The organism is Hyalangium gracile (assembly GCF_020103725.1).
Classification (GTDB): Bacteria; Myxococcota; Myxococcia; order Myxococcales; family Myxococcaceae; genus Hyalangium; species Hyalangium gracile.
Genome location: NZ_JAHXBG010000012.1, coordinates 56,941 through 68,937, shown reverse-complemented (window position 1 = coordinate 68,937; position 11,997 = coordinate 56,941). Strand labels below are relative to the sequence as shown.

At 70.9% G+C, this 11,997-nt stretch carries 11 protein-coding genes; 4 read left to right on the top strand and 7 right to left on the bottom strand.

Annotated features, from left to right (window positions below):
• The first annotated feature begins 1 nt into the window (after nt 1).
• The gene (locus KY572_RS24385) at nt 2-901 is read left to right on the top strand and encodes a hypothetical protein (protein WP_224245351.1); all 900 of its coding nucleotides are present in this window, start codon (nt 2-4) and stop codon (nt 899-901) included.
• A gap of 138 nt (nt 902-1,039) precedes the next feature.
• Here KY572_RS24385 and KY572_RS24380 read toward each other — a convergent pair whose 3' ends face one another.
• The 3 genes from KY572_RS24380 to KY572_RS24370 form a co-directional block, all read right to left on the bottom strand.
• The gene (locus KY572_RS24380; RefSeq protein WP_224245350.1) at nt 1,040-2,575 is read right to left on the bottom strand and encodes a hypothetical protein; all 1,536 of its coding nucleotides are present in this window, start codon (nt 2,573-2,575) and stop codon (nt 1,040-1,042) included.
• Nucleotides 2,572-3,354: an outer membrane lipoprotein-sorting protein gene (locus tag KY572_RS24375; RefSeq protein WP_224245349.1), complete on the bottom strand. Its 783-nt coding sequence runs from the start codon at nt 3,352-3,354 to the stop codon at nt 2,572-2,574. Before KY572_RS24375 ends, KY572_RS24380 begins: the two co-directional genes overlap by 4 nt.
• Before the next feature lie 115 nt (nt 3,355-3,469).
• Nucleotides 3,470-5,068, bottom strand: coding sequence for a rhomboid family intramembrane serine protease (locus tag KY572_RS24370; RefSeq protein WP_224245348.1), 1,599 nt, complete (start codon nt 5,066-5,068; stop codon nt 3,470-3,472).
• Between the two features lie 173 nt (nt 5,069-5,241).
• On the opposite strand from KY572_RS24370, the gene KY572_RS24365 reads away from it, so the two are divergent.
• Both KY572_RS24365 and KY572_RS24360 read left to right on the top strand, forming a co-directional pair.
• Entirely contained in the window at nt 5,242-6,954 is a 1,713-nt protein-coding gene (locus KY572_RS24365) for an FHA domain-containing protein (protein WP_224245347.1), read from the top strand.
• Nucleotides 6,955-7,025: 71 nt separating this feature from the next.
• Nucleotides 7,026-7,619, top strand: a complete 594-nt coding sequence (locus KY572_RS24360; RefSeq protein ID WP_224245346.1) for a response regulator — start codon at nt 7,026-7,028, stop codon at nt 7,617-7,619.
• A gap of 9 nt (nt 7,620-7,628) precedes the next feature.
• Here KY572_RS24360 and KY572_RS24355 read toward each other — a convergent pair whose 3' ends face one another.
• From KY572_RS24355 to KY572_RS24345, 3 genes are all read right to left on the bottom strand, one after another.
• A complete protein-coding gene (locus KY572_RS24355) occupies nt 7,629-8,405 on the bottom strand; it encodes an enoyl-CoA hydratase/isomerase family protein (protein WP_224245345.1) in 777 nt (258 codons plus the stop codon).
• Nucleotides 8,406-8,420: 15 nt separating this feature from the next.
• Nucleotides 8,421-8,633 (bottom strand): biotin/lipoyl-binding carrier protein, encoded by a 213-nt coding sequence (locus tag KY572_RS24350; protein WP_224245344.1) that lies wholly within the window; start codon nt 8,631-8,633, stop codon nt 8,421-8,423.
• 62 nt (nt 8,634-8,695) lie between these two features.
• Nucleotides 8,696-10,045, bottom strand: coding sequence for an acetyl-CoA carboxylase biotin carboxylase subunit (locus tag KY572_RS24345; protein ID WP_224245343.1), 1,350 nt, complete (start codon nt 10,043-10,045; stop codon nt 8,696-8,698).
• Nucleotides 10,046-10,200: 155 nt separating this feature from the next.
• On the opposite strand from KY572_RS24345, the gene KY572_RS24340 reads away from it, so the two are divergent.
• On the top strand, nt 10,201-10,578 hold the full coding sequence (locus KY572_RS24340) for a hypothetical protein (RefSeq protein WP_263451961.1): 378 nt from the start codon (nt 10,201-10,203) through the stop codon (nt 10,576-10,578).
• 102 nt (nt 10,579-10,680) lie between these two features.
• Here KY572_RS24340 and ftsZ read toward each other — a convergent pair whose 3' ends face one another.
• Complete coding sequence (gene ftsZ / locus KY572_RS24335; protein ID WP_224245342.1) at nt 10,681-11,910, bottom strand: cell division protein FtsZ; 1,230 nt, start codon at nt 11,908-11,910, stop codon at nt 10,681-10,683.
• Between the last annotated feature and the right edge of the window lie 87 nt (nt 11,911-11,997).

Sequence of the window (11,997 nt, the reverse complement as noted above, 5' to 3'; positions counted from 1 at the left end):
CATGCTCGCGCTCGGACTCACCGCCCTCCTGTTCGCCCTGCCCCCTGGCCCCCAGGGGTCGGTGGTCGCCGCGGTGCCTCAGGGGGAGGAGTGCTACTCGGAGGACGAGAGCGGCGAGCGCTTCCCCACCTGCTTCGATCCGGGCAACGCGCTGCTGCTCGGGACGGGGCTGCAGGTGCGGGACGGGGTGGCGCTGCCCACGCTGCAGGCGGGCATCCTGCTGCGCACCGAGCGCACCAGCCGGAGCAAGGGGATGCTCTGGTTCAACACCCACCGCATCCTCGTCACGGAGGGCACTCCGGGCCACACGCGGCAGGCGCTCACCACCACCTTGTATGAGGGCACGTACCGCCGTCACCTGGAGGAGGGCTTCATCCTCATCCCCACCTCGCGGCCGCTGCGCATCCCCTTCCCGTTCGATGTGACGCTCGCGGTGCGGGCGGGCCACCTGGAGCGGAGGGTCTGGGAGGGGCCGGGGCTGACGCTGGAGACGGGGCGGGCTGCGCTGCTGCTGGATCCCATCCGTTCGGAGAGCGGGCGACTGTGGCTGGGGTTCGGGCCCGCGGCGAGCCACTCCCTGCGTCGCATGCCGGATGGCGAGCTGGAGCAGGAGATCTCGCCCTTCACGTCCGGGGTGCTGGAGACGGGGTACGAGACGGTGGATGGCTGGTGGACGCTGCGCGCCTCGGCGCTGGCGGGGTGGATCAACGCTTTTGAGGGCGACCGGCGGTTCCGGGCGCGGGCGGACGCGAGCATCGAGCGCCTCCTGTTCGCGGTGAACAACCAGCCGCTGTGGCTCCAGCTCTACGGGACGTATGCCCACAAGGACGTGGGGCTGGCGAAGCAGACCGAGTGGACGGCGGGCGCGCGGCTCATGGTTCGGACGTTCAGCTCGCTCTAGCCCTTTTCAGGAGGGCCCATGAAGACGAGGCCCTGCCGGGCGCGATCTGTCCGAACTGGTCTGCTTGTCATACCAGTTCGGTCCTGGTTCGGCCCGACAGGGGGCATTCACCGACGAAGGGGTTCAAGCCAAGGTTCGCTATAGCGTCAGGCGCAGCGAGCCGAGGAGCCGGTCGTTCCGGCCGAGGTAGCCGAGCGGGCTGTAGGGCTTGCCGGCGTACACCTCGGCCGCGAGCCCCACGCTCACGTGCTCCGTGAAGCGCCAGCCCGCTCGGGGTGCGAGCACGAAGGAGCGCTGCACGGCTTCGAAGGCGCCGCGGAAGCCCAGCTCCCAGGAGCTTCCTCGCGGGGCGTAGCTCGCCTCGGCCACCAGCAGGTGCAGGAAGGCCGTGCGCGCCTGGCCTCGGGCCGTCCCCGGCTCCAGCAGGACGAGCAGCTCGTCAGCCGCCACCCGAGGCACGGCGAGCCCCAGGTAGGTGACGGAGTAGAGGAAGTCGGAGTCCTCCGCCTGGGACACTCCGAGCACCCAGCTCACCACCGGCTTGCGCACGGGCCGCAGCCGCTCGTCGAAGAACGTCTGCGCCGGGCTGAAGCCCACGTCCACGTCGAGCTGCGCCGTCCTCGAGAGCGTCGTCGCCTCCAGGCCGAAGACGTGCTGCCTCGCGTAGCGGCCCGTCACGAGCGTCTCTCCGGCGCGCAGACGCTCCTGGAGCGACAGCAGCAGCGCCGCGTCTGGAGCCTCGCCCCGGCTCTGGGCGCGCAGCACGGCGTCCAGCTCGGGATCCAACCGGACCGCCGGCAGCTTCTCGTTCACCCATACCCAGGAGCCGCCCACGCGGACACCTCGGAGCTCGGTGGTCGCCCGCAGGCCCACGTCTCCGAGCCACGGCAACGCCGCCGGGCGCTCCGTCTCCAGCAGCCGGGGCTGGAGCGCGTCCTCAACGGAGGGGTCCACCGTGAAGGGGAGGCTCATTCCGAGCCCTGGCTGGACGAGAGCCTCGTCCTGGCCGAAGACGTCGTAACGGTGCGGCGTGAAGAAGGGCACCCACGCCACGGTGAGCGAGAGCGGCCCCACCCCGCCCAGCGCCCGCGCCGCGAAGACGGGCAGCTTCGCGTCCTCCGGCTCGGTGAGCACGAAGCTCTGGCGCAGATCCCTCGGGTTGAGCGCGTCCGTGGGAGCGAAGGCCGCGTTTGCTCCGAAGGCCAGCGTCTGCTGCCCGACGCGCACGTCCACACGCGAGGTGTAGAGATCGAGGAAGGCCTCTCCGAGCGTGGGCTCGAAGGTGGCTTTGCTCCGCTCCAGGCCCCGCTCGGCGCTCGCGCGCCAGAGCGCCCGTCCCTCGACGAGCAGCCGCAGCGATGGGGACAGCTTCACGTCCGTGGCGAGCGAGGCCTGCCCTCGTCCATCCATTACACGCTCGGAGAGGCCGTCGGTCCGCCGGGCCTCGAAGCCGGTATCCACGCCGGCCTGGAGTCGCAGGCTCCCGCTCACCAGCACCGTGGGCCCAGCCAGCGGCATGGCCCCAACGGCATCGGGAGCCTCGGGCGCCGGCTCGAAGGCCTCGATGCCCACTCCGCCATCTGGCGCGTCGGGCGGCGTGCTCCCTCCGTCCTCAGCCGAAGCGAGCGCGCTCGCCGACAGGAGCGCCAGGCCAAGCGCGAGCGCGCGACTCACCCGCGTTCCAGCGCCCGCTCGGTGAAGGCCTCGTCACCGAGCTGCGCCTCCTCGAGCTGCAACACCTCGATCGTCGTCACCGAGCCCGTCTGGAGGTTCTCCATGGAAGAGCGGGCGGCGATGACGCGGTCCTTGAAGCGCTTGAGCTGAGCGACCCGGTACACCTTCAAGGGCTTGCCCTCCTTGTCGGAGTACTCGACCTGGGTGGGGACATAGGTCTCCTGGTCCACGTACACCTTCACCTCTCCATAGGGAGAGCTGGGCCCTGCCTTGCCGACCAGCACCCATGCGAGGCGATCCATCACCTTCGACTCGCCCACCTTCTTCATCGCGTCGTCGCTCTCACCGCCGGTGCCGCCGAGGTCCGCATAGGCGAAGTCGGTGTCCATGAAGGACTGTCCCCGCTGCGTGTTCGCCACCTTGCGCACGCGCTTGAGCTTCGGCAGGTACAGCGAGATGTCCGAAGCCTCGCCCTTGGCGCCCTCCACCGTGAGCACGGCCACTCCGGCGACTCCGGCGGGTTGCAGGAAGCGCACGAGCGAGTGCGTCCGTTCGCCGATCTTCTTCGCCGCGTTGGTGACGACCTGCTCCTGGCGCTTGCCGTCCTTGCTCACGGTAGTGAGCTTGAGCTGGGCGCTCAGGCCGAGCAGGTTGAGCGCGCCGCGCTCGCGGCTCTTCCGCGCGATGTCCGCGGCGGACTCCTCGGCGCGCGCCGGCAGGAACGCCAGCAGCGCCAGGACGAGGGCCGCACGGGACACAGAGAGATGGGTCTTCCGCATATCCGGACTCTAGGCCCCCTGGGGGCGAGCCGGTACCGAACTGGTATGACAAGCAGACCAGCAATGAGTAGGCACGCGTCATTCCACTCTTGCAGGTATGCCCCTCGAGCTGTCTCTACCGGCCTCCAGCGCCCAGCGTCGCACGCAGGGCGGCCTCCGCGGCTCGCAGCCTCGGATCTCTCGGGTCCACGCGCCGGGCCTCCTCCAACCTGAGCAGCGCCCGCGCCGTGTCCCCTCTCGCCAGCTCACAGCGCACCCCCGCCTCGAGCGCCACCGTCTCCGAGGGCCCGTACACCAGCGCCTCCTCGGAGGCCCGGCAGCCCTCGTCCACACGCCCCGACTCGAGGAACGCCCGCGCCAGCTCCACCCGCGTCCCCACCTGCGACGGTGACAGCCGCACGGACTCCAGGAGCGGATCCACCGCCTCCGCCGGCCGGCCCCACCGCCGCAGCGCCGTGCCCAGCACCGACAGCGGCTCGCTCGCCCCGGGCACCAGCAGCGCCCGCGCTCGCGCCTCGCGCAGCATCGCCGGCTCCTCCAGCCGCAGCTCCGCCACCATCCGCTCCACCACGCGCGCATACCGCGGGAACGCATCCGGCCAGGTGAACACCAGCTGGTACACGAACTCGCCCCGCGGCACGAACAGCGCCCTCAGGTGCGTCACCCCCGCCGGCCCGTGCAGCTCCGCCTGAACCCGCTGCGCCCGCCCGCCGCTCACCCAGGCCGCCTCCGGCCCCCGCACCTTCATCGGCCGCCCCTCGGGCATCGCCCCCTCGGGCGAGAGCGTCGTCTCCACGAAGCGCACGGCCTGGAGCTCTCCATCCCCCGGCTCCCCGGCCTCGATGGCCTCCGCCGCGAAGCTGGCGCGCCCCAGCCCCGGCAACCCGTTGGAGAAGGCCAGCCGCCCCAGCCGATCCGCCCCCTGCCGCCACCCCCCCGGCATCGCCACCGACACCCCGAACACGTCATCCCGCTCCACACGCCACGCCGAGCGCCCCAGCACCCCCACCCCCGCCAGCCCCACCGCCACCGCCAGCACGCTCCCCGCCCGCACCCACCCCACGCCCCGAGGCTCGCTCGCGGTGAGCCGCTCCGGCACCAGGTACACCCCCAGCAGCAGCCCCGCGACGAAGCCGCCCAGGTGTCCCGCGTTGTCCACCCCCACCGAGGTCCACCCCATCCACAGGAAGACGAGCACCGTCGGCAGCACGCCCTCCCCCGCCATCCTCCTCCCCGCCGGAGACAGCACCGCCCGGTACCGGCGCCCCAGCACGATGAGCGCGCCCACGCACCCGTACGCCACGCCCGAGGCCCCCACGCTCACCTCCTCGGCCCACAGCAGCGAGCACGTCATCGTGGCCAGCCCCGCCACCACCAGCAGCAGCCCATAGTCCAGCCGCCGCCACGTCCCCTCGAGCACCGAGCCCGCCGCCAGCAGCACCAGCAGGTTGAGCCCCAGGTGCACCCCGTCCCGGTGCAGCAGGTTCGCCGTCAGCAGCCGCCAGGGCTGCCCCGCCTCCGTGATGAGCGGACCCACCTTGGCGCCGAAGCGCACCATGGCGTCCACATCCAGCGGCCCGGCCAGCGCGCTCCACCCATAGGTGGCCACCAGCACCAGCGCCAACCCCAGCGTCACCCACGGCACCCGCCCCAGCCGCCCTCGGACGGTGTCGCCTGATCGGGCGTCGCCGGGGCCTGGCACCGGAGAGCTCACGCGGGTTGGTCCTCCTGCTCCCCCCCCAGGAAGACGGCCGCAGCGGCCACCTGTCCGATGGACAACGGTGGCCTCTTCGCGCCAACCGTGCCGAATTCCTCTGTGTTTTGCGGGGGATGCATACCTTGTAACGCTTCTGCCCCTTCTGCTATAGCTGTAAGCGGATCCGACCCGTGCTGAAGCTCATCATCGAAGACGACGAGGGGCGCAAGACCGTTGTTCCCTTCGTGCGCGAAGAGATCACGATCGGCCGTCAGGAAGGCAACACCATCCGCCTGACGGAACGAAACGTGTCCCGCCGCCACGCTCGCCTCATGCGCCTGAACGGGCATGTCGTGGTGGAGGATCTGGGCAGTTCCAATGGGACTCGCATCAACGGCGAGCGGATCAGCGGCCAGTCGCCCGTCAAGGACGGCGATCTGATCCAGATCGGTGACTACGATCTGGCGCTGCAGAGCGACGCGGCCGTCGCCGCCGCCCCTCGCGCCGCCGCCCGTCCCGCCCCCGCGCCCGCCCCTCAGGACTCCGGCGACGCGGACGGCCACTCCGAGCCGGAGACGGAGACGGAGGCCCCCGTCGAGGAGGAGGCCGCGCCGGCCTCCGCCGAGCGCCGTCACTCCACCGCCATCATCAAGATGGAGCACGTGGAGGGCAACCGCAACCGCAAGGTCGTCGAGCTCGAGGCCGAGGAGGCTCCCCGCTTCGTCGTGGTGAGCGCGGAGCTCAAGGGCCAGGAGTACGCCTGCATCCGCACGGAGATGAAGATCGGTCGCACCGACGACAACGACATCGTCATCGACCATCGCTCCCTGTCGCGCACCCACGCCAAGGTCGTCCGCGAGGACAACGGCGAGTGGAAGATCATCGACATGCAGTCGGCCAACGGGCTCACCGTCAACGGTGAGACGTACGCCCAGGCGCCGCTCAGCAACGGGGACGTCGTCGAGCTGGGCCACGTGAAGCTGCGCTTCGTCGGCGCGGGCGAGTCCGCGGGCTCGGTGAGCTCGGCCGGCCGCTCGAAGCTGCCGCTGGTGCTGGCGCTCGGCGTGCTGCTGGTGGGCGGTGGCGCCGGCGCCGCGTGGTTCCTCAAGGTGGGCCCCTTCCAGCAGCCCGAGCAGCCGCAGAAGCCGCCCGAGCTCACCCAGGAGGATCCGGTCCAGAAGCCGCCCGAGCCGGCGCAGCCCGAGCCTCCCGAGGCCGACCCCGGCACCCCCCGCGCGCCTCCGGACACCGCCGTGGCGGACGCGGGCAAGGCGCGCATCCAGAGCGCCAGGAAGGCCTACGAAGAGGGCAAGCTGGAGCGGGCCGCCGACGAGCTGAAGAACTTCGCCGGCAAGCTGCCGCCCGAGGGCGAGGAGCTCGCCGACAAGATCGCCCTCGAGCAGGAAGCCGCCAAGGCCCTGGAGGCGGCCCAGGCCGCCTTCGAGGCGAAGAACCTCGACGAGGCCGAGTCCCTGGCCGGGCCCGCCAAGGGCTCGCGGTTCTCCGGCACCGAGTACGACAAGCTCATGGGCGCCATCGCGCAGGCTCGCAAGGCGCAGCCCAAGACCGAGCCCGTCAAGGTGACGACGCCACCGCCGAACAAGACGCCCACCCGGACCCAGGAAGACACCGAGGAGGAGGCCCGGCTCGCCTACAACGAAGCCGCTACGGCGCTGCGCGGTAAGCAGTATGATGCGGCGCTCAACCGGGCCCTGCGGTGCGTGGAGCTGGCTCCGGACAAGGCCGAGTGCCAGATGGTGCTGGGCGCCGCGTATGCAGGCGTCTCCAAGTGGGACATGGCGGCCAGGCACTACCGCGAGTTCCTGAAGCTGGCGCCCAATCACCCCAACGCGACCAAGGTCCGGCAGTCCGTGGAGAATTACGAGAAGACCAAGGCGCAATAGCGCGAGCCCGGCTCGGTTCCGGGGCGCGCGATTCCAACCCAGAGGTTCCCAACCGCAGGCGAGGAGAGGCTGTGCAGATTCGCATCCTGGTGGTCGATGACGAGCAGGACAACTGCGACTACCTGAAGCTGGTGCTGACCCGCGAGGGCTATGAGGTCGTCACCACCACGGACCCCACCCAGACGGTGGAGATCCTCCGGGGGTCCGACTTCCACCTCGTCATCCTCGACATGATGATGCCGCAGATGTCCGGCACCGAGGTGCTGGACCAGATCCGGAAGTACGACACGGACGTGGCGGTCATCGTCGCCACGGCATACCCCACGGTGGACACGGCGGTCGCCTCGCTCAAGGCGCAGGCCTCCGACTACGTGAAGAAGCCGATGGAGCCGGAGCAGTTCATCACCGCGGTCCGCAACGCCCTGCAGAAGAAGGGCCTGTCGCAGGACCCGGAGGCGGACCTGCACCGCGCCATCGGCCGCGTCATCCGCGACGCGCGCAAGACGCAGGAGCTCACGCTCAAGCAGCTGGCGCGGCGCACCGGCCTGTCCGTGTCGCTGCTGTCGCAGATCGAGCGCGCCGAGTCCTCGGCGTCCATCTCGTCGCTCTACAAGATCGCCTCCGCGCTGCAGCTGCGCATGGGCGAGCTGTTCGGCGACACCTGAGCCGCCGGGCTAGCGGCCCCGGAAGCGGGGCGGGCGTTTCTCGAGGAACGCCGCCCTGCCCTCCTTGGCGTCCTCGCTGCCGAAGGCCTGGGCCCGCAGTGCCCGCGCGTGCGCCCGCTCCTCGTCCGAGAGCGCCGGCCGGCCCACCAGCCCGAACACCTCCTTCATCCCCGCCACCGCCAGCGGCGCGTGCGAGGCCAGCGTCTGGCACAGCGCCAGGGCGCGCGCCTCCGCCTCGGCCGCCTTCGCGCACTCGTCCAGCAGGCCCCAGCCGAGCGCCGTCGCTCCGTCCAGCTTGCGCGCGGTGAGGAAGAGCGCCCGAGCCCGGGCCGGCCCCACCAGCCGCGAGGCCCGCGCCATCCCGTCCACGGAGTAGACGAGCCCCAGCCGCGCCGCCGGCATGCAGAACACCGTCTCGGGCGTCCCCACGCGGAAGTCACAGGCGCACGCCAGGTCGAACCCCGCGCCGAACGCGGCCCCCTGCACCAGCGCCACGCTGGGCACCGGGTGGCGCTCCAGCCGGGACAGCAGCGCCATCAGCGCATCGTCCGGCAGCCGCCCCTCCGGCGTGGGCGGCCCCAGGTTCGTCAAGTCGTAGCCGGAGCAGAAGGTGCCGCCCGCCCCGCGCACCAGGAAGGCGCGCACGGGCACGTCCGGCGGCGGGGAGAGCGCCGCGTCCAGCAGCCCCAGGAGCCGGTCATCCAGCGCGTTCTTCCGCGCCGGGTTGGCGAGCGTCAGCACGCGGACGCCGCCCTCGCGGTCCTCCACCTCCACCGTGGGCTGCATGGCGGAAGCTCGCGCCTAGCCGAGCACCACGAGGACGTCACCCTCGTTCACCGGCTGGGACTCCTTGCAGCGGATCTCCTTCACCGTGCCGCCCTCGGGGGCCTCCACCGGCATCTCCATCTTCATGGACTCGAGGATGACCAGGGTCTCTCCGGCGGAGACCGTCTGCCCCACCTTCACCTCGATCTTCCACACCGTGCCCGTGATGTGCGCCGCCACGTCCGCCATACCGTGTTGCCTCCTCGCGCGCCCGAAGCGCCGAAGTTGGAAGGTCCGCTGCCGCGCGCAGCCTAAGGCTTCGCGTGGTTCTCCAGGAAGCGCGTATCCAGCTCTCCGGCGCTGAAGGCCGGAGCCTTCAGGATGCGCAGGTGCAGCGGGATGTTCGTCTTGATGCCCTCGATGCGGTACTGCTCCAGCGCCTTGATCGAGCGCTCGATGGCCTCCGCGCGGGTGGCGCCGGTGACGATGAGCTTGGCAATCATGGGATCGTAGTTCGGGGTGACGGTGTTGCCCTCGGCGTAGCCCGAGTCCAGGCGCACGCCCTCGCCCGTGGGCGGCACGTAGACCTTGAGCGGCCCGGGCGACGGGAAGAACTTCACCGGATCCTCCGCGTAGATGCGGAACTCCAGCGCCGCCCCGCGCCGCTTCACGTCCTCCTGCCGCACCGTGAGCTTCTCCCCGGCGGCGATGCGCAGCTGCCAGCCAATCAGGTCCAGCCCCGTGGTCAGCTCCGTCACCGGGTGCTCCACCTGGAGCCGGGCGTTCATCTCGATGAAGTAGACGTCGCCGTCCGAGTAGAGGAACTCCACCGTGCCCGCGTTGGCGTAGCCGAAGGCCCTGGCCGCCGTGACGGCCGCGGTGAACAGCTTCTGGGCCACGTCCGCGTTCCTGCCGTCCGCGAACAGCGGCGAGGGCGCCTCCTCCACCACCTTCTGGTGGCGCCGCTGGATGGAGCACTCGCGCTCCAGGCAGTGGATGAGGTTTCCGTGGTGATCGCCGAGGATCTGCACCTCGATGTGGCGCGGGGCCGGGAAGTAGCGCTCCAGGTACACGCCCTCGCGCCCGAAGGCCGCCTTCGCCCGGTCCGTGCACTGGCGGAACACCTTCTCCAGCTCGGCCGGGTCCTTCGCCGCGGCCATGCCGATGCCGCCGCCGCCGCCGGCCGCCTTGCAGAGCACCGGGTAGCCGATGCGCTCGGCCGCCGCGAGCGCGCTGGCCACGTCCGGCACCACGTCCTCGGTGCCCGGCACCACCGGCACGCCCGCGGCCATCACCAGCTTGCGCGCCTGGCTCTTGTCCTTCATCCGCAGCATGGCCTCGGGCGGCGGGCCCACGAAGGTGATGCCCGCCTCCGTGCAGGCCCGGGCGAACTCGGCGTTCTCCGACACGAAGCCGTAGCCCGGGTGCACCGCCTGGGCGCCCGTCTTCTTCGCCGCCTCGAGGATGGCGGGGATGTTGAGGTAGCTGTCCTTGGCCGGCGCGGGCCCCAGGCGCACGGCCTCGTCCGCCTCCTTGACGAAGGGCAGGTCCGCATCCGCGTCCGAATAGACGGCGACGGTGGAGATCCCCATGGCACGGGCCACCGCTCCGATGCGGCGGGAGATCTCACCCCGGTTGGCGATGAGCAGCTTCTTGAACATGGCTGGCACCCTGGCTCGGGAGGGCGGCCAACCTAATCCCCGCCCCCTGGACTGACAAGCTGCCAGCCGAGGGCTCGCCACAGGACCGTACAGGTTTCCACAACCACGTCACACCGTTGCGATCGTTCGCGGCCCTGGCGTACCTTGCCTGCACCTTGAAGCGGAACGACACGAGCCCGGGGACGGTGGTGGATCTGCAGGGAGCTCGGCGTGAGCGGAGGCTGGACCTCTACCGCGCCCGGCTCTCGGATCGGCTGGCGGCCAATCGACTGGCGCTGGAGACCCTCTACCAGGGCGGCACCCTCTTCTCCCCCGAGGGCACCCGGACGGGCCGCGCCCTCCTGAAGGCGCGCCAGATGCTGCAGCGCGTCAACACGCTCGTGGAGCTGCTCGCCGGTGAGGGTGTGACGCCTCCTCCGCGCATCCCGGAGCGCGTGGAAGAGGTGTATGCGGAGCTGGACACCCTGCTGGCGCGCAGCGACGCGCTGTCCGGCCGGGACGGGGCCAGCGTGGCCCGCCTCCCCCGCGGCTGAGCCCACGCCTCCAGCCCTGTCGAGACAGAACGAGGCACCTCACGCGCGATGGCGAGAGGTGCCTCGGGTGCTTCAGCGGGGCCTGGGGCCCCGCGGGCCCGCTCAGGGCATCTCGGTCTGGCCCTGCCGGCGCAGGAAGGTGGGGATGTCGAACTGATCCTCGTCCAGGGGCAGCGCCGCGTCCTTCACCACCGCGGTGCGCGGCGGAGTCGTCACCGCCTTGTTCTCCGTGGAGGACATGGCGCGCGCACCGGCCTTGGAGGGCACCAGGCTGGCCACCTCCTCGCGGGCGGCGGACAGCACCGACGGCGCGGGGCGGCTGACGAGCGGCACCGGGGTGGCCGGCACCGCCACCACGCGCTGGGGCTGCCGGGTGTCGCGGTGCACGAAGCCGGTGGCGATGATGGTGATCTTCACCTCGTCCTGGATCTGCTCGTCGATGAGCGAGCCGAAGATGATCTCCGCCTCGCTGTCGGCCGCGTCGTGCACCAGCGTGAGGGCCTCGTTGACTTCCTGCAGCGTCATGTCCCGGCCGCCGGTGATGTTGATGAGCAGGCCCGTGGCGCCGTCGATGGAGATGTCCTCCAGCAGCGGGCTGGAGATGGCCTGCTGCATGGCGGACAGGGCGCGCGAGGTGCCCGAGGCGCGGCCGGTGCCCATGAGCGCCAGGCCCTTGTCGCTCATGATGGTCTTCACGTCCGCGAAGTCCACGTTGATGTAGCCGTGGTACTGGATGAGGTCCGAGATGCCCTGCACGGCGTTGAGGAGCACCTCGTCGGCGCGCTTGAAGGTCTCCAGCAGCGGCATGGGCTCGGTGCTCAGGGTGAGCAGCCGCTGGTTGGGGATGGTGATGAGCGTGTCCACCGCGGCCTTGAGCTCCACCAGGCCCTGCTCGGCCTGCTTGCGGCGCTTGTTGCCCTCGAAGAGGAAGGGCTTGGTCACCACGCCCACCGTGAGGCAGCCCAGGCTCTTGGCGATGTCCGCGATGATGGGCGCGGCGCCCGTGCCGGTGCCACCGCCCATGCCCGCGGTGACGAACACCATGTCCGCGCCCTCGAGCACCGCGGCGATCTGCTCCTTGGACTCGAGCGCCGCCTCGCGGCCCATCTCCGGGTTGGCGCCCGCGCCCAGGCCCTTGGTCAGCGTCTGTCCGAGCTGCAGCCGCGTCGGAGACTTGTTGGCGGCGAGCGCCTGCACGTCGGTGTTCGCAGCAATGAAGTCGACCCGTTCCAGCTTGGCCAGGATCATCGTGTTCACCGCGTTGCAGCCGGCTCCACCCACGCCGACAACACGGATCTTCGCGGCCTGCTTGTTCTGCTCGAACTGGTCCATGGTGATCCTTTCAGCGGAACTCACGCACCTTTTGGTGCGAGTCCCCAAGGTCACCCATCATCAGCAAGTCGAGATCTTTGGCAAGTA